Source organism: Halomonas sp. 111 (genome assembly GCF_052379685.1).
Classification (GTDB): domain Bacteria; phylum Pseudomonadota; class Gammaproteobacteria; order Pseudomonadales; family Halomonadaceae; genus Vreelandella; species Vreelandella citrativorans.
In genome coordinates this window covers 119,731-137,693 of record NZ_JBQSYV010000006.1, presented here as the reverse complement: position 1 = coordinate 137,693, position 17,963 = coordinate 119,731, and the positions used below count along the sequence as shown (strand labels likewise).

Here is a 17,963-nt window from a genome sequence, read left to right as displayed (position 1 = left end):
TCGTTTTGACTCGCCACCATTCTAGGCGCTGTAGCGCCATACGGCTACCAGAAACCCAAAATCACCGGGGCAAGCCACGGCCTGTGGGCGACACGCATAAAAAAACGGGCAGCTCACAAGGAGCTGCCCGTTTCTCAATCTTCGCCAACAATAGCTTAGCGACGCAGACCTAAACGCTGGATCAGAGACTGATAGCGTTCGAAATCTTTACGCTTCAGGTAGTCCAGCAGTTTACGACGCTGGTTTACCATGCGGATCAGACCACGACGCGAGTGGTGATCCTGCTTGTTGGTTTTGAAGTGGTCCTGCAGGCCATTGATGTTGGCGCTCAGCAGTGCAACCTGTACTTCAGGGGAACCGGTATCGTTATCGCCGCGGCCGTATTCGTTGACGATTTCGGCTTTCGTTTCAGCGGTTAATGCCATCTGTCTCTCCAGTAAGCAATATGCCTAAAATTTAATGGGTGAGACCACGCATATTTGCAGTCTCAGGCGACTCTTTTCGACGTACTGTTTCCAGCACTATTTCAAGTACCGTTTCCAGTACTATTTCAAGTGCTATTTTCGCGTAAATCGTCACATCCTTGCAACGTTTCACCCGGACTCTTACGAGATAGCGACGGTACTTAACAGCCGCTTGGGTGCTACTTCCTGAGCACCTTTTACAACACCGAGGCCGATAAACGTCTCAGCATAATAAAGCCTTGCCAACGCATCGGGAGCCAGCGTACCAATACTCAAGTTGGCCGATTGACCGTGGGCTAAGCGCCCGTAAGCCGTTTCGTCCACCTCAAGCGTCGGCAGATGATCCACCAGCACATCAGCGGGCATTAATTCAGCCTCACGCGAGGTCTGATCCGCCAATGCTTCAAGCGCTTCGAGGGTCCACATCGCGTCACCCGTAAAAGGCCCGGTTTTGAGCCTGCGGAGCTGACTGATGTGAGCACCACACCCCAGCGCCAAACCGATATCTTCGGCCAGCGTACGGATGTAAGTCCCCTTGCTGCAGGTGACTTCAAGCTCGAAGGCTTCGCCGTCAAACGCAAGCAGGCGCGCATCATACACGCTTACCCGCCGCGCTGCACGCTCTACCTGCTTACCCTCACGGGCCAGCTCATAGAGTTTTTTGCCCTGATGCTTGAGCGCCGAATACATCGGCGGCACCTGATCGATCTCACCGCGAAAGCGCGCAATCGCGGCTTCAACGTCACCCGCTGTTAACGACGGCACATCGCGGCGCTCAATCACCGTGCCTTCTGCATCACCGGTGTCGGTGATCACACCCAGCTCAACGCGGGTGCGATACATCTTGTCGGCTTCCAGCAGGTGCGCGGAGAACTTGGTGGCCTCGCCCAGGCAAATCGGCAATAAGCCGGTTGCCATGGGGTCCAGCGTGCCGGTATGCCCGGCTTTTTGAGCCTCGAACAAACGACGCACACGCTGCAAGGCATGGTTGCTGGAAATGCCCTTGGGCTTATCCAGCAGCAATACCCCATTGACCGGTAAACCGCGACGGCGACGGGCCATTAGCGCGTCTCCTCACCTTGATCAGAATCACCCTCTTCATCTACTTGACGGGCCCGGTCAGTCGACACGGCCTCTTCAATCAGGGAAGAGAGGTGCTGCCCACGCACCACGCTCTCATCGTAATGAAAACGCAGTTCAGGGACATGGCGCAGCTGAATGCGTTTGGCAATCTGGCTTCTTAGAAAACCGGCGGCACGCTTAAGCACCTGCAGGTTCTCCTTGATACGCTCAGGCTCCTGCTCACCCAACAGGGTGACATGGATATCGGCGTAGCCAAGATCACGGCTAACGGTTACGCCGCTCACCGTGATCATGCCCAAACGCGGGTCTTTCACTTCGCGTTGAATAAGTACCGCCAGCTCCTTTTGGAGCTGGTCGGCTACTCGGTCGGTACGCTTAAATTCGCGCATGGTTGTCTCCTCGCGGCCTTACAGGCTGCGCTCGACTCTGACTTGATCGAAGACTTCGATCTTGTCGCCGACCTGGACATCGTTGTAGTTCTTCACGCCGATGCCACACTCCATACCGTTACGCACTTCTTGTACGTCGTCCTTGAAGCGGCGCAGCGATTCGAGCTCGCCTTCGTAGATGACCACGTTGTCACGCAGTACGCGGATGCGTTTGCTGCGGGACACGGAACCTTCGACGACCATACAACCCGCCACTGCACCGATCTTCGGCGCACGGAACACATCGCGCACTTCGGCAACACCGACGATCTCTTCTTTCCAGTCGGGGGCGAGCATACCGCTCATCGCCTGCTTGACCTCATCGATCAAGTGGTAGATGACGCTGTAGTAACGCAGATCCAGGCCTTCACGCTCGATAATCTCGCGGGCAGCGGCGTCGGCACGGACGTTGAAGCCGACCACGATTGCCTCAGAGGCAAGCGCCAGGTTGGCGTCAGTACCGGTGATACCACCAACACCTGAAGAGACCACGGCCACTTGTACTTCATCAGTGGAGAGCTCTTCCAGAGCACCTTTAATCGCCTCCAGAGAGCCTTGTACGTCGGCTTTAAGAACGATATTAACCTTGGCCACTTCATCCTGACCCATCTGGCTAAACATGTTCTCAAGCTTGGCTTTCTGCTGACGCGCCAGACGTACTTCGCGGTACTTGCCTTGACGGAAGTTAGCCACTTCGCGGGCTTTCTTCTCATCGGCCACGACCATGAAGTCATCACCCGCATCCGGCGTACCGTCTAGGCCCTGAATCTCAACGGGCATGGCCGGGCCAACGCTCTCAACCTGCAGGCCAAGTTCGTTGGTCAGCGCACGTACACGGCCGTAGTGCAGGCCAGCCAGAACGATGTCGCCTTTCTGCAGCGTACCGTTTTGAACCAGTACGGTGGCAACCGGGCCACGACCTCGATCAAGACGCGACTCAACGACAACGCCTTTAGCAGGTGCCGACGGCACTGCTTTCAGCTCAAGTACTTCAGAAACCAGCTGAATCGCTTCCAGCAGCTCTTCAATACCGTCACCGGTCTTGGCGGAAACGTGTACAAACTGCGTATCACCGCCCCACTCTTCGGAAATCACGCCGTGCTGCGAGAGTTCGTTACGAATGCGGTCAAAATCAACACCAATCTTATCGACCTTGTTCACCGCAACGACCATGGGTACTTCAGCCGCTTTGGAGTGCTCGATCGCCTCAATGGTCTGGGGCATCACGCCGTCGTCAGCAGCGACCACCAGGATAACCACGTCGGTTGCCTTGGCACCACGAGCACGCATGGCGGTAAACGCCGCGTGGCCAGGGGTATCCAGGAAGGTCACGCCACCATGGCTGTCTTCAACGTGGTAAGCACCGATATGCTGGGTGATACCACCCGCTTCACCGGTGGCCACTTTGGCACGGCGAATGTAGTCCAGCAGTGAGGTCTTACCGTGGTCAACGTGGCCCATAACGGTCACGACGGGAGAGCGGGTGATCTCTTCGCCTTCATAGGAGATGCCTTCAAGCATTTCCGTTTCCAGCGCATCATCTTTCACCAGCTTGACCTTGTGGCCCATCTCTTCCACTACGATGGCCGCTGTATCCTGGTCAATCGTTTGGTTGATGGTCACGGCCGCGCCCATGTTAAACATGGCTTTGATGACTTCGTTGGCCTTGATCGACATTTTGTCGGCAAGCTCAGCCACGCTGATTGACTCAGGGATCGATACTTCACGTACGATCGGCTGAGTCGGCTTTTGGAAGCCGTGCTTGCCATTGCCGCTCTGACTTGGGCCACGGCGGCCGCCACGACGCTCGGCACGTTTTACTTTCTTCGCCCCGCCGCCGCGCTTACGCTCTTCGCGATCACCACGGTCATCTTCGTCATCACGACCTTTTTTCTTCGCGACAGCTTTCTTGGGCGGTGCAGTACGACGGTCGGTACGGCCCTCTTTCGGCGGTGCTGGCGGCATTTCCTCTGTCGCTGGCGCAGCTTCGATCTGAAGTTCGGGCACTTCAAGTTTAGGCTCAGCCGCTGCTTTCGCTTCGGCTTCTTTACGCGCGGCGTCTTCCGCTGCCTTGGCTTTAGCGGCGGCTGCTTTCTCGGCAGCTTCACGTGCTTCGCGCGCTTTACGCTCGGCTTCGGCTTCGGCCATATCGCCCACTAGCTGGCGTGGACCTGAATGCTTGGGCTCAGCGACTTTCGGCTTATCCTCTTCGGCGCTTTTAACGTACGTTTTTTTCTTACGTACTTGCACTTCAATCGTTTTACCGCGTTCGCCGGTTTTAATACGGCTGCGCGTTTTACGGGTCAGCGTGATACGATTTTTGCTTGTATCAGTGTCGCTGTCGCCGCCATGGCTTTTCTTCAGAAAGGTCAGCAGTTTCTGCTTGTCTTCTTCAGACACGGCATCGCCTTCAGAGGCGTGCTTCAAGCCAGCTTCTTTCATCTGTTCTAGTAGGCGGGGCACATCACGGCCCACCTTTACTGCAAAATCTTTAACTGTCATATCTGACATAGTGACCCTCCTCAGCCCGTGACCTGTTTACTGTGTGTTCGAATCCGATGCGTTATCGTCTTCAAACCAGGGCGCACGGGCAGTCATGATCAGTGCCGCTGCGCGCGCTTCGTCCAACTCCTCGATATCGACCAGATCGTCGACAGACTGCTCGGCGAGATCTTCCATAGTGACAATGCCACGGCTAGCCAGAATGAAGGCCAGATGGCGCTCCATGCCGTCCATTTCCAGCAGATCAGTTGCTGGCTGGGCACCGTCTAGCGCTTCTTCCGAGGCAATCGCCATCGTCAGCAGCTCGTCTTTCGCACGTGCACGCAGCTCTTCAACCAGATCTTCATCGAACTCTTCGATCTCGAGCATTTCTTCAAGCGGCACGTAGGCAACTTCTTCCAGGGTAGTAAACCCTTCTTCTACCAGCAGGCGGGCCACGTCTTCGTCCACTTCAAGGTGCTGAACGAACGTGCCCACCAGGCTATCAATCTCCTGCTCGCGCTTGGAGTCAGCTTCTTCTTCGGTCATCACGTTGATACGCCAGCCGGTAAGCTCTGACGCCAAGCGTACGTTTTGACCACTACGCCCAATTGCCTGTGCCAGGTTATCCTGAGCAACCGCCACGTCCATTGCGTGGGCGTCCTCGTCGACAAGGATAGACCCAACATCAGCGGGCGCCATGGCATTAATGACCAGCTGGGCGGGATTGTCGTCCCACAGCACGATATCGACACGCTCATTTTGCAGCTCAGACGAAACAGCCTGAACGCGTGAACCACGCATCCCCACACACGCCCCTACCGGGTCGATGCGGCGATCATTGGTCTTAACGGCAATTTTGGCACGTGAGCCAGGGTCGCGCGCAGCCCCTTTAATCTCAATCAGCTGTTCAGCGATTTCAGGTACTTCAATTTTAAACAGCTCGATAATCAACGCCGGGTTGGTACGCGACAGCTGCAGCTGGGCACCCCGTGCATCCGGGTCAACTTTAACCAGCAGTGCGCGAACCCGCTCGTTCATGCGGTAACGCTCGCCGTGGATCATCTCATTGCGCGGCAAGAAGGCTTCAGCATTCTCGCCCAAATCGATAATCAGGCCGTCGCGAGTGGTCTTTTTGACAATACCGGCCACCAGCTCGCCTTCACGGTCCGCATATTGGCGAACCACTTCAGCGCGCTCAGCTTCACGCACTTTTTGTACGATGACCTGCTTGGCGGTTTGGGCGGCAATGCGTCCAAACATCGCGTTTTCGATCTGCTGTTCGACAACGTCGCCAAGTTTCAAAGGCGGGTCGCGCTGCTCGGCGATGGTTTCTTTGATTTCGTAATCTGGCGTTTCGAATTCGTCATCTTCAACCACTGTCCAATAGCGGAAGGTGTCGTATTCCCCTGTACGGCGGTCGATACGTACCCGCACATTGGCTTCTTCATTTTCAAAACGCTTGCGTGACGCGCTCGCAAGAGCCGCTTCTACCGCCTCGAAGATGACATCCCGGGGGACGCCTTTTTCGTTGGAGATCGCGTCAACGACCATTAAAATTTCTTTACTCATGCGTTTGCCTCGCCAGAAAACCTGTCCTTTTGTGCATCACCCCGGCAGCCTGCCGGCAGCGCCGCCACCCGGTTAATCGTCGAACTGCGGTACGATGTGCGCTGAATCAATGCTTTCAATCGGAAAGCAGAACTCCTCGCCATCCAGTTGTAGCAGTACTTCATCACCCTCGACACCTGCCAAGAGCCCCTGGTATTTGCGCCGTCCATCAAACGCCACGCGCAGCTTAAGTGCGACATGGTGGCCTTGATAGCGGGTAAATTGATCCAGGGTATATAAAGGGCGTGCCATACCGGGCGAAGAGACTTCCAGCCGGTACTCACCGGGAATGGGGTCTTCCACGTCCATCACAGCACTGACTTGGCGACTAATATCAGCGCAATTTTCCACACTGACACCGCTTTCGCTTTCGATGTAAACCACCAACCGCGAATGCTTGCCTTGGGAAACATGATCGATACCCCATAGTTCAAAGCCCATGGCGGCGACGACAGGTTCAATTAGCGCATGTAGCGCTGCGTGTTTAGTGGCCACAGACAAAGCTCCTATAGCCGTTGCATCAGGCACCTGGCCAGGAGTTATTAGAGAAGCCAGGAGGCTGATTGGCGTTACCCGGAATGTGTCTCCGGCAACTCGGACGATATCCGCTCTTGAGACACGCTTGTTAACAAAAAGCTTGCTAACAAAAAGCCCCTTCACAGGAAGGGGCTTTTCATAAGAAACCTGTAATACCAACCAGGAAACACAGCGCAGGATTTACCTACTTGGCAATTAACCCTTATCGACATCTCATTACCATGATCTGTCAGGCTACTCGCCTATCTAACGTGCTACCAGGAAATGGTAGCGGGGACCGGATTTGAACCGATGACCTTCGGGTTATGAGCCCGACGAGCTACCAGACTGCTCCACCCCGCATCAATCTAGGTCGACGATAATAGACACTTGAACCACTTACGTCAAGAACTCTTTTCGTCTCAGGCGCTAAACCTGGGTTTCTTTATCAAAAGATGACATTGATAAAGAGTCTGGGAAGCTGGCGAGCCAGCAAAACAGATGGTGCCGAAGGCGGGACTTGAACCCGCACGACCATACGGTCACTACCCCCTCAAGATAGCGTGTCTACCAATTCCACCACTTCGGCATCAGGGGAGGCTAAAGAAAGCGACATCAAGCATTTACTCGCTGCTTTCCTCTAGCACTGGCGCGGTATTATCCACACTTGCAGGGCTATCGTCAAGCGTTGGAACGCTTTGCTGTTGCTCGATCAGGCGTGAATCAGGAATACCCGCTTCCGGCGCCTGGCCTGCTTGCGTTGCAAAGTACGCCAGCGCCATAGAAGTTACGAAAAAACCTGCTGCCAGAACTGCGGTGGTACGCGATAAAAAGCTACCGCTACCGCGCGAGCCAAATACCGTTTGCGAGGCACCGCCTCCAAACGCGGCACCCGCTTCGGCACCTTTACCCTGCTGAAGCAGGATCAATACAACCAGGGCGACCGCAATCACCACGTGGACCATAAGAATTGCAACTTGCATGGCGTTATCCTGCTGACTGACAAATGGCGTAAAAATCATCGGTTTTGAGCGAAGCACCGCCCACTAAACCGCCGTCGATATCCGGCTGGGCAAGTAGCTCAGCCGCATTTTTTGCGTTCATACTGCCGCCGTAGAGCAACCGCATCTGCTCAGCGAGCGCTGCACTAAACTCTGCGAGGTAGGCGCGGATTCCGGCCATTACGTCCTGCGCCTGCTCGGGCGTTGCTGTCCGCCCGGTACCAATCGCCCATACGGGTTCATAGGCAATCACGACCGCTTGGCGCTGCTCGGGCGCTAAACGCGTCATCGCATAGCCTACCTGGCGCAATACCACATCCATGGTCTTCTCGGCATCGCGTTCGGCAAGTGACTCACCCACACACAGAATGGGTGTCAGGCCATTATCCAGCGCCGCCAATAAGCGATCAAACACCTGCTCATCGCTTTCACGGTACAGCTCGCGACGCTCGGAGTGACCCACCAGCACATACGCCACTTCGAACTCTTTGAGCATACGTCCGCTCACTTCACCCGTGTGCGCACCAGACTCGATAGGATTGAGCGTCTGGGCGCCTAACGCTAGCGATGTATTGCGAAACGCCTGACGCGCCGCGTCCAGATAAGGAAAGGGGGGAATAAGCACAACGTCCAAGGCTGCAGGTAACGAGACATCAGCAAACGCGCTGCCAAAATCATTTATCAGTGCAGCGGACCCGTTCATTTTCCAATTACCGGCAATTAATGGCGTACGCATGAACTCTCCTCACTCAAGGTGGAGCGAAATGGTATAGGAGCGGCCTTGACAAGACAACCGCTGACAAGCACAGCTGCCTTATTTGAGCAAGGCTTGAACACGATCAGCCAGCCCCTGAGTCAACTGATCAACATTCAAGTGACCGCAGCCTTCTACCATCACGCGTATCAATGGCTCGGTGCCGGAGGGCCGCAACAGCACCCGCCCTTGATCACCCAGCTGTTTTTCAACGTCAGCAACAGCGTCCTGCAGGGCGCTTAATGCCATGACATCATGCGCCAAGGTCCCAGCGGGCAAGCGCACATTCACCAAGGCCTGCGGGACTTTCTCAAACCCTTTCAGCAATTCCGGCAGCGATGCTTGCTCACGGATCATCAATGCCAACACCTGTAGAGCAGCGACAATGCCGTCACCAGTGGTTTGCACATGTCCGCATACAATATGCCCCGACGCTTCACCGCCCAACTCCCACTCGTTAGCCGCCATCATCTCCATGACAAAGCGGTCGCCCACCTTGGCCCGTTTAAAGGGGATACCCAGCTTTTCAAGCGCGACAGCAAGGCCAAAGTTACTCATTAAGGTGCCGACCACGCCGCCTGCTAACAGGCCTCTCTCATGACGGTCACGAGCAATCAAATAGAGGATATCATCGCCATCAATTTCGCGGCCATCACTATCCACCATCAACACACGGTCCCCATCACCATCAAATGCGATGCCTAAATCGGCCCCCCGGTGGATGACCGCAGCACGTAGCGCCGCAGGATGTGTAGAGCCTACTTGATGGTTAATATTCAAGCCGTCAGGTGACGCGCCGATAACGCTGACCTCTGCACCTAGCTCGCGAAACACGTTTGGCGCGATGTGATAGGTCGCACCGTGGGAGCAATCCAGCACAACGTTTAGCCCATGCAGGCTTAAGCGGTCTGGCAGTGTCGATTTGCAAAATTCAATATAGCGGCCAGCGGCATCACCGATCCGAGTTGCCTTGCCCAGCTGGGCCGCTTCAGCGGTCGTTAACGGCGCCTCCAGCATGGCTTCGATACGGTCTTCTGTCTCATCGGGGAGCTTTTTGCCCTCTGCCGAGAAAAACTTGATGCCGTTATCATCAAACGGATTATGTGATGCTGAAATCACGATCCCTGCATCGGCACGAAACGTGCGGGTGAGATACGCAATACCTGGTGTCGGCATGGGCCCCAAAAGCGACACATCAACGCCAGCGGCTGAAAGCCCGGCTTCTAACGCCGACTCAAACATATAACCTGAAATACGCGTGTCTTTACCAATCAATACCCGCGTCCGACCCTTTTCGCGGCGCAATACCTGGCCCGCTGCCCAACCAAGCTTGAGCATAAAATCGGCAGTGATTGGTGCTTGTCCGACCGTGCCCCGAATCCCGTCGGTACCAAAATAGCGTCGTGTCATGAATATTTTTCCTCGTTTAGCGGCATGTCGCACCCCTCCTGGAGTACCGCCCAGGCCATATTAACGGCATCGACCGTCGGCCCCACATCGTGCACGCGTAGAATTTTAGCGCCACGCTCAACGGCCATGACAGACAGCGCAAGACCACCCGCCAAACGCTCTTCTACCGGGCGCCCCAGCACTTTACCAATCATGCTTTTACGCGACATTCCCACCAATAGCGGCAAACCAAGCGCCTGCAGGGCATCCATATATTTTAGCAGGCGCAAATTGTGCTCAACCGTTTTTCCAAACCCAAAGCCCGGGTCGAGCAGCAAGCGGCTGCGACGCAGGCCAGCAGCCTCGCACTCCGCGACACGCTGCGCTAGATAATCAGCGACAGCCACTTCCACCGGCTGGTCATAAGAAGGTGACTGCTGCATATCCTGTGGCTCACCCTGGCGGTGCATTAAACAGACAGGAAGCCCGCTGCCAATGGCCGCCATTAAGGCATCTTCACGCTCAAGCGCACGCACGTCGTTAATCATTCCAGCGCCCAGCGCGCTTGATTCGCGCATCACCAGCGAGCAGCTGGTATCGACTGATACCAACGCATCCAGCTCACGAACCAGCGCCTCAACAACCGGCGCGACCCGGTCCAGCTCCTCTTGAGCACTTAGCGGCTCAGCCCCGGGGCGCGTCGACTCACCACCCACATCAATAATCGCGGCACCTTCGGCAAGCATACGCTCGGCATGACGCAGCGCGTCATCCAGCGCTACGTGCCGACCACCATCAGAAAAAGAGTCGGGCGTAACATTTAAAATCCCCATAACGCGAGGAAAAGAGAGATCCAGCACATGGCGCCCACAACGCATGTGCACATTCTCATTCATTGCGGGTGATAAAGAGGGGTCAATTATTGATTTCATGCGGCTGCCTATTAAAAAGAAGCACTGCTACTGCCTGAATAACAGCATAACAAAAAGGCGCCCCATATTGGGGCGCCTTTGCAGTGGCCGGAGCGTATCAGGAACCCGTTGAACCACCTAGCGGGTCAGAGGGGCGGCGGCGAGGCTCGTCATCATCCTCGTCACCCTCATCACCTGAAGCACCACCACCAGACGCATGATCAGTGGCGTTCGGTGAATCGTTCTGCGTCGTCGGCACGTCATCGCTAACGGGCGTGCCACCGCCAGGTGAATCACCGTCGTTCCAACCTTCCGGCGGACGCGGATCACGGCCTTCCATGATGTCTTTCAACTGGTCGGCATCGATGGTTTCGTACTTCATCAACGCTTCGGTCATGGCTTCCAGCTTATCGCGATTATCGGTCAGTATCTGACGCGCCTGCTCATAACAATCGTCAATAATCTTACGAATTTCTTTATCAAGACGCGTCGTTGTGTCACCCGACTTCATCTTGCTGCCGCCCTGGCCCGGGCCACCGAGAAACTGATGTGACTCATCTTCGTCGTACATGATCGGGCCCATCTCGTCTGACAGCCCCCATTTCGCGACCATGTTATGAGCCAGTTCGGTAGCGCGCTTGATGTCATTAGAAGCGCCGGTGGTGACACCGTTGGCTCCCAGCGTCATCTCTTCGGCGATACGACCACCGAACAGCGAACAAATCTGGCTAAGAATCTGCTGACGCGACAGGCTATAACGGTCTTCCTCAGGCAGGAACATGGTGACACCCAATGCCCGACCGCGCGGAATAATCGTTACCTTGTAGACCGGATCGTGCTCAGGCATCACCAGGCCGATAATCGCATGGCCCGATTCGTGATAAGCCGTATTCAACTTCTCTTTATCGGTCATGACCATCGATTTGCGCTCAGCGCCCATCATGATCTTGTCTTTGGCAAGCTCCAGCTCTTCCATGCTGACCAAGCGCTTGTTACGGCGTGCGGCGAACAGCGCTGACTCATTCACCAGGTTAGCCAAATCGGCACCTGAGAAGCCTGGCGTTCCACGCGCAATGATCGACGGTTTAACGTCTTCCGCCAGCGGCACCTTACGCAGGTGAACGCCCAGAATATGCTCACGGCCACGGATGTCCGGCAAGCCAACGGTCACCTGACGGTCAAAGCGGCCTGGACGCAGCAGCGCCGGGTCGAGTACGTCCGGGCGGTTGGTGGCGGCAATCACGATAACGCCTTCGTTGGCTTCAAAGCCGTCCATTTCAACCAGTAGTTGGTTGAGCGTCTGCTCGCGCTCGTCGTTACCGCCACCCATACCAGCACCGCGTGACCGGCCAACCGCGTCAATCTCATCGATAAAGATGATGCAGGGCGCCTGCTTCTTGGCCTGCTCGAACATGTCACGCACGCGAGACGCACCGACACCCACGAACATTTCAACGAAGTCGGAACCGGAAATCGAGAAGAACGGCACCTTGGCTTCACCGGCAATCGATTTTGCCAGTAGCGTTTTACCGGTACCCGGCGGACCCACCATCAATACACCGCGAGGAATCGTACCGCCCAGGCGCTGGAATTTCGTTGGATCGCGCAGGAAGTCGACAAGCTCTTCCACTTCCTCTTTCGCTTCATCACAACCGGCTACATCGGCAAACGTGGTTTTGATCTGGTCCTGAGAAAGCAGCTTGGCCTTGGACTTGCCAAAGCTCATCGGGCCGCCTTTACCGCCACCAGCACCGCCCTGCATCTGGCGCATAAAGAACATAAAGATGGCCAGGATCAACAGAATCGGGAAGCTTGCGATCAGCAGGCGCATCCAGATGCTTTGCTGCTCTGGCGCTTTACCCACCACCGTTACATTATTGCTTAGCAGGTCATCCATCAGCTTGGGGTCTTCAGCCGCCGGACGAATCGTCTGGAACTGCGAACCGTCCGTACGCTCACCGTTAATGGTATAGCCATCAATGGTAACGCTACGCACCTGCTGATTTTGCACCTGCTCCACAAACTGGGAGTAATTGGTGCTTTGGGGAGCACTTTCGGTACTAAAATTGTTGAACACTGTTAGTAGCACAGCCGCGATGACCAGCCACAGAATCAGGTTCTTCGCCATATCGTTCAAGGGGCTACCCTCATTACAAGAATCCGTCAGTTAAACGCCAATACTGAGACCTTACACCAGTACCTAGCGTTCAACCATTGCCAAAGCACTATTAACTTTGGGCCATCTGTATCACGCTTATCTCATGCGTATAATGTGACACACCTTGCGCCTGCCTGTCTGGCAATCGCGATGATAAATCTTTGCTATGCACGACCTGTCAGTTTAGCCGCGAAACCCCTCCGCTAGAAAGTAGACTTCCCGCGAACGAGCCCGCGAGGCATCTGGCTTACGGATCACGACACGATCAAAACTGCCGCGCAATTCTTTAAGGTAGGCATCAAATCCTTCCCCCTGAAACACCTTGGCCAGAAAGCGACCTTTGGGGGGCAGTGTCTCACGGGCGAGCTCTAGCGCCAGCTCTACAAGGTACATAGCCTGAGGCTGGTCAATAGCCGCCATACCACTCATATTGGGGGCCATGTCGGACATCACAAGGTCTACCTGACGATTTCCCAGCCGTTCAAGAATCGCATTAAGCACCGACTCTTCCGTAAAATCGCCTTGAATAAAGTCCACCCCTGCCAGCGCGTCCATCTCCAGTATGTCAGAGGCGATCACCACACCGTCCATACCGACTTTTTCAGCGGCGATCTGACTCCAACCGCCAGGCGCCGCGCCCAGATCAATGATCGTCATGCCCGGGCGAAGCAGCTTATCTTTTTCATCCAGCTCCAGCAGTTTATAGCTTGCGCGAGAGCGATAACCATCCTGCCAACTCTGTTTCACGTACTGGTCGTCAAAGTGCTCTTTCTTCCAGTTGTTGCTGGTTTTGCTCACTGAATGTTTACGGCTCGGGGGCTTTTGCTGCATATCAGAATCTAACACTGCAATATAGAGATGGGCGCGTTAACGCGATAGCTTTCACTTGGTGGCATTTCACCGTAAGATGGAACGTTAAGCGCTAACCGGGATACCGCAAGATACCATGAGCTTGTCACAGGCACAAAAGAAAGCATTTCGCAGCATTGGCCACCATTTGAACCCAGTGGTCACCGTTTCTGAAAACGGCGTCTCCGAAAATTTGCTCACAGAACTCAACCGCGCGCTCAACGATCACGAGCTTATCAAGGTGAAACTTGCCCTGCCTGAGCGTGACGACCGTGCGGCCATGCTAAACGAACTGGTCACCGGCAGCCGCGCCGACGTCGTGCAAACGATTGGCAAAATGGCACTGCTTTATCGCAAAAACCCTAAAGCCAATCCGAAGCTCTCTAACGTTTCACGCTTCGAGGGTCACCACGGCCGCCACTAACGCGTCACTGCCTGGCTGTTACAAAGAGCGATAAAAAGCCCGCGATTCGGTTGATATCAACCTGATAAGCGGGCTTTTTTTATGGGCGCCCATTAAGTTGGGCACCCACTAGCTCTATAGACCTAGCGCTTAGGCATATTCAACGCTTTCGATCTCATACTCAACGTCGCCACCGGGTGTTTTCACCACGGCAACGTCGCCCTCTTCTTTACCGATCAACGCACGTGCAATAGGGGACGTGACAGAAATGCGGCCAGACTTAATATCTGCCTCATCTTCGCCCACAATGCGGTAGGTCACGCTGGCATCCGTATCCAGGTTGAGCAGAGCGACCGTGACACCAAAGATCACTTTCCCTGTATTTGGCAGCTTGGTGACATCAATCACCTGCGCTACCGAAAGCTTGCTCTCGATTTCCTGAATACGGCCTTCGATAAACCCCTGTTGTTCACGGGCAGCGTGGTATTCGGCGTTCTCCTTAAGGTCGCCGTGCTCACGCGCTTCGGCAATCGACGCAATCACTCGCGGGCGCGCTTCGCCCTTAAGATGATTGAGTTCTTCGCGAAGGCTTTTTTCACCCGCAACCGTCATCGGGACCTTGTTCATTGACTTGCTCCTGCATGCAGATCCTGAAGGCGACGCACCGTAATCTCCCTACCGTACTCAAGTGCCATACAAACGGCATTAGCGCCCGCCAAGGTGGTTGCATAGGGCACCTTGCGCGCAAGAGCAGTACGGCGAATGACCGAAGAGTCATTAATAGCCTGACGACCTTCGGTAGTGTTCACGATGTAGGCGATTTCGTCGTTCTTAAGCAGATCGACGATATGGGGACGACCTTCATAGACTTTATTGACGTGCTCGACCGCAAGCCCAGCGGCTTCCAGTGCTTCGGCTGTGCCGCGTGTCGCGCATAGTGTGAAGCCTAATGTTAGCAGAGAACGAGCGACTTCGATAATCCCCGCCTTGTCCGGCTCACGCACGGAAAGGAACGCCTTGCGGTCACCCTCAAGCGCCGGAATCGCTTCGCCAGCACCCAACTGCGCTTTAAAGAATGCTTCGGCAAAGGTCTCGCCTGAACCCATTACTTCACCGGTGGACTTCATTTCCGGCGACAGAATCGGGTCAACGCCCTGGAACTTGTTGAACGGGAAAACCGCCTCTTTCACGCTATAGAAGTGCGGAATGATTTCGCGCTCAAAGCCCTGCTCGGCAAGTGTTGTGCCCGCCATGCAGCGTGCCGCAATCTGGGCCAGCGAGGTACCAATGCACTTGGAGACAAACGGCACGGTACGCGACGCACGCGGGTTAACTTCAATCACGTAGATCTCGCCATCCTGCCAGGCCAGCTGCACGTTCATTAAGCCCTTTACGCCCAGCTCAACGGCCATCTGCTTGACCTGCTCGCGCATTTCATCCTGTACATCGGCGGGTAGCGAGTAAGGCGGCAGCGCACAGGCGGAGTCACCGGAGTGAACGCCCGCTTGCTCGACGTGCTGCATAATGCCGCCAATGACTACCTGCTGGCCGTCTGATACCGCATCAATGTCGATCTCAATGGCAGCACTCAGGAAGTGGTCCAGCAGCACCGGTGAGTCGTTGGAAACCTTGACCGCATTGGTCATGTAGTTCTCAAGCTCAGAGGCGTCGTAGACGATCTCCATGGCCCGACCGCCCAACACGTAGCTGGGGCGCACTACCAGCGGGTAACCAATGGCTTCCGCCTTGGCGAAGGCTTCTTCAAAGCTGCGTGCGGTAGCGTTAGGCGGCTGTTTCAGGCCAAGCTTGTCGATCATCACCTGGAAGCGCTCACGATCTTCAGCACGGTCAATCGCATCCGGTGTGGTGCCAATAATTGGCACACCAGCCGCTTCCAGCTCACGAGCCAGTTTCAGCGGCGTTTGACCACCGAACTGAACAATCACGCCAACCGGCTTCTCTTTATCAGCAATTTCAAGCACGTCTTCAAGCGTCACCGGCTCGAAGTAGAGGCGATCAGAGGTGTCATAATCCGTCGACACGGTTTCCGGGTTGCAGTTGACCATGATGGTTTCATAACCGTCATCGCGCATGGCGAAGGCGGCGTGCACACAGCAGTAGTCAAACTCGATGCCTTGACCAATACGGTTCGGCCCGCCACCCAGCACCATGATCTTCTGGCGATCAGATACGTCCGCTTCACACTCCTCTTCATAGGTGGAGTACATGTAGGCGGTATCAGAAGCGAACTCGGCAGCGCAGGTATCCACGCGCTTGTAGACCGGACGAACACCTGCGGCCTGACGCGTTTGGCGGAACTCTTTTTCGCTCACGCTCAGCAGCGTGGCCAGGCGCGCATCGCCAAAGCCTTTGCGCTTGAGCTGATAGAGTTCGCGCGTAGAGAAATCGCTTAGTGAGCGCTTGGCAACGGCGGCTTCGGTCAATACCAGGTCTTCCATCTGGACCAGGAACCAAGGGTCGATATTGGTCAGTGCGAAGACGTCATCCACGCTCATACCTGAACGCATGGCATCGGCCACATAGAAGATACGCTCAGCGCCTGCCGCCTGAAGCTCTCCCTTGATCAGGGCCATATTTTCCGGGTTGAAGTCGGTAATAATCGGGTCGAGGCCGTCGTTACCGGTTTCCGTACCGCGCAGTGCTTTTTGCAGCGACTCCTGGAAGGTACGGCCAATGGCCATGACCTCGCCCACCGACTTCATCTGAGTCGTCAGGCGATCATTGGCCTGCGGAAACTTCTCAAATGTGAAGCGCGGGATCTTGGTGACCACGTAGTCGATAGACGGCTCGAACGACGCTGGCGTGCGTCCACCAGTAATATCGTTTTGCAGCTCATCCAGGGTGTAACCAATCGCCAGCTTGGCGGCGATTTTGGCAATCGGGAAGCCGGTGGCCTTGGACGCCAGTGCGGAAGAGCGAGACACCCGCGGGTTCATCTCGATCACGACCAGGCGGCCGGTTTTCGGGTCCATACCGAACTGCACGTTGGAGCCACCGGTTTCCACGCCAATCTCGCGCAGCACCGCAAGGCTTGCGTCGCGCATGATCTGGTACTCTTTGTCCGTCAGCGTTTGTGCCGGTGCGACAGTAATCGAGTCGCCGGTATGCACACCCATCGGGTCAAAGTTTTCAATCGCACAGACAATAATGCAGTTATCTTTTTTGTCGCGTACAACCTCCATTTCGTACTCTTTCCAACCCAGCAGCGACTCATCAATCAGCAGCTCGTGGTTGTTGGAAAGCTCGAAACCACGCGTACAAATCTCTTCAAACTCTTCCTTGTTGTACGCCACGCCGCCACCGGAGCCGCCCATGGTGTAGGAAGGCCGAATGATGGTCGGAAAGCCAAGCTCGGCTTGAATTTCCCACGCTTCGTCCATGGTGTGCGCGACTTTCGCTTTCGGGCACTCAAGGCCAATACGCTTCATGGCCTGGTCAAACAGGTCGCGGTCTTCGGCCATGTTGATGGCGTCAGCGTTGGCACCGATCATCTCCACGCCGTGCTTTTCCAACACGCCATGTTTTTCCAGATCCAGCGCACAGTTAAGCGCGGTCTGACCGCCCATGGTGGGCAGAATAGCATCGGGCTTTTCAGCCTCGATGATCTTCTCAACGGCCTGCCAGGTAATCGGCTCAATGTAGGTAGCATCCGCCATGGCCGGGTCGGTCATGATGGTGGCCGGGTTGGAGTTCACCAAAATAACCCGGAACCCCTCCTCGCGCAGCGCCTTACACGCCTGGGCGCCGGAGTAGTCGAATTCGCAGGCCTGGCCGATAACAATCGGGCCAGCGCCAATGATCAAAATACTGTTTAAGTCGGTACGCTTAGGCATAACGGTTCCCGCAAAAAATGGTGACGAAGAGCGACAAAAGCGGCATACAGTGATGAAGCAG

16 protein-coding genes and 2 tRNA genes are annotated in these 17,963 nt (G+C 55.4%); 1 reads left to right on the top strand and 17 read right to left on the bottom strand.

The window, feature by feature from the left end; translation table 11 throughout:
- Positions 1–155: 155 nt before the first annotated feature.
- The 15 genes from rpsO to rlmE all read right to left on the bottom strand — a co-directional run bounded on the left by rpsO (position 156) and on the right by rlmE (position 13,627).
- The gene (gene rpsO / locus ACT3T7_RS06590; protein ID WP_018917553.1) at positions 156–425 is read right to left on the bottom strand and encodes a 30S ribosomal protein S15; all 270 of its coding nucleotides are present in this window, start codon (positions 423–425) and stop codon (positions 156–158) included.
- A gap of 31 nt (positions 426–456) precedes the next feature.
- Entirely contained in the window at positions 457–597 is a 141-nt protein-coding gene (locus tag ACT3T7_RS06585) for a hypothetical protein (protein WP_172117590.1), read from the bottom strand.
- Between the two features lie 8 nt (positions 598–605).
- The gene (gene truB / locus ACT3T7_RS06580) at positions 606–1,526 is read right to left on the bottom strand and encodes a tRNA pseudouridine(55) synthase TruB (protein ID WP_444630415.1); all 921 of its coding nucleotides are present in this window, start codon (positions 1,524–1,526) and stop codon (positions 606–608) included.
- The gene (rbfA, locus tag ACT3T7_RS06575) at positions 1,526–1,936 is read right to left on the bottom strand and encodes a 30S ribosome-binding factor RbfA (RefSeq protein WP_172117592.1); all 411 of its coding nucleotides are present in this window, start codon (positions 1,934–1,936) and stop codon (positions 1,526–1,528) included. Before rbfA ends, truB begins: the two co-directional genes overlap by 1 nt.
- Positions 1,937–1,954: 18 nt before the next feature.
- Positions 1,955–4,486, bottom strand: a complete 2,532-nt coding sequence (infB, locus tag ACT3T7_RS06570; RefSeq protein ID WP_172117593.1) for a translation initiation factor IF-2 — start codon at positions 4,484–4,486, stop codon at positions 1,955–1,957.
- A 27-nt stretch (positions 4,487–4,513) separates the two neighbouring features.
- Positions 4,514–6,028: a transcription termination factor NusA gene (gene nusA, locus ACT3T7_RS06565; RefSeq protein ID WP_444630414.1), complete on the bottom strand. Its 1,515-nt coding sequence runs from the start codon at positions 6,026–6,028 to the stop codon at positions 4,514–4,516.
- A 72-nt stretch (positions 6,029–6,100) separates the two neighbouring features.
- Positions 6,101–6,562 (bottom strand): ribosome maturation factor RimP, encoded by a 462-nt coding sequence (gene rimP / locus ACT3T7_RS06560; RefSeq protein WP_172117595.1) that lies wholly within the window; start codon positions 6,560–6,562, stop codon positions 6,101–6,103.
- Positions 6,563–6,869: 307 nt separating this feature from the next.
- Positions 6,870–6,946, bottom strand: a tRNA-Met gene (locus ACT3T7_RS06555).
- 139 nt (positions 6,947–7,085) lie between these two features.
- A tRNA-Leu gene (locus tag ACT3T7_RS06550) sits at positions 7,086–7,172 on the bottom strand.
- 34 nt (positions 7,173–7,206) lie between these two features.
- Positions 7,207–7,566, bottom strand: coding sequence for a preprotein translocase subunit SecG (gene secG / locus ACT3T7_RS06545; protein ID WP_172117596.1), 360 nt, complete (start codon positions 7,564–7,566; stop codon positions 7,207–7,209).
- 4 nt (positions 7,567–7,570) lie between these two features.
- The gene (gene tpiA / locus ACT3T7_RS06540; RefSeq protein WP_444628508.1) at positions 7,571–8,320 is read right to left on the bottom strand and encodes a triose-phosphate isomerase; all 750 of its coding nucleotides are present in this window, start codon (positions 8,318–8,320) and stop codon (positions 7,571–7,573) included.
- Positions 8,321–8,398: 78 nt separating this feature from the next.
- On the bottom strand, positions 8,399–9,748 hold the full coding sequence (gene glmM / locus ACT3T7_RS06535) for a phosphoglucosamine mutase (RefSeq protein ID WP_172117598.1): 1,350 nt from the start codon (positions 9,746–9,748) through the stop codon (positions 8,399–8,401).
- The gene (gene folP, locus ACT3T7_RS06530) at positions 9,745–10,659 is read right to left on the bottom strand and encodes a dihydropteroate synthase (RefSeq protein WP_444630413.1); all 915 of its coding nucleotides are present in this window, start codon (positions 10,657–10,659) and stop codon (positions 9,745–9,747) included. Before folP ends, glmM begins: the two co-directional genes overlap by 4 nt.
- Before the next feature lie 97 nt (positions 10,660–10,756).
- Positions 10,757–12,775: an ATP-dependent zinc metalloprotease FtsH gene (gene ftsH / locus ACT3T7_RS06525; RefSeq protein WP_444630412.1), complete on the bottom strand. Its 2,019-nt coding sequence runs from the start codon at positions 12,773–12,775 to the stop codon at positions 10,757–10,759.
- A gap of 204 nt (positions 12,776–12,979) precedes the next feature.
- Positions 12,980–13,627, bottom strand: coding sequence for a 23S rRNA (uridine(2552)-2'-O)-methyltransferase RlmE (rlmE, locus tag ACT3T7_RS06520; protein WP_172117600.1), 648 nt, complete (start codon positions 13,625–13,627; stop codon positions 12,980–12,982).
- Positions 13,628–13,742: 115 nt separating this feature from the next.
- On the opposite strand from rlmE, the gene yhbY reads away from it, so the two are divergent.
- Positions 13,743–14,069 carry a ribosome assembly RNA-binding protein YhbY gene (gene yhbY, locus ACT3T7_RS06515; RefSeq protein ID WP_087108709.1) on the top strand — a complete coding sequence of 109 codons (327 nt, stop codon included), beginning with the start codon at positions 13,743–13,745 and terminating at the stop codon, positions 14,067–14,069.
- Positions 14,070–14,198: 129 nt separating this feature from the next.
- Here yhbY and greA read toward each other — a convergent pair whose 3' ends face one another.
- Both greA and carB read right to left on the bottom strand, forming a co-directional pair.
- A complete protein-coding gene (gene greA, locus ACT3T7_RS06510; protein ID WP_172117601.1) occupies positions 14,199–14,675 on the bottom strand; it encodes a transcription elongation factor GreA in 477 nt (158 codons plus the stop codon).
- Positions 14,672–17,902 (bottom strand): carbamoyl-phosphate synthase large subunit, encoded by a 3,231-nt coding sequence (gene carB, locus ACT3T7_RS06505; RefSeq protein ID WP_444630411.1) that lies wholly within the window; start codon positions 17,900–17,902, stop codon positions 14,672–14,674. Before carB ends, greA begins: the two co-directional genes overlap by 4 nt.
- Positions 17,903–17,963: the final 61 nt, after the last annotated feature.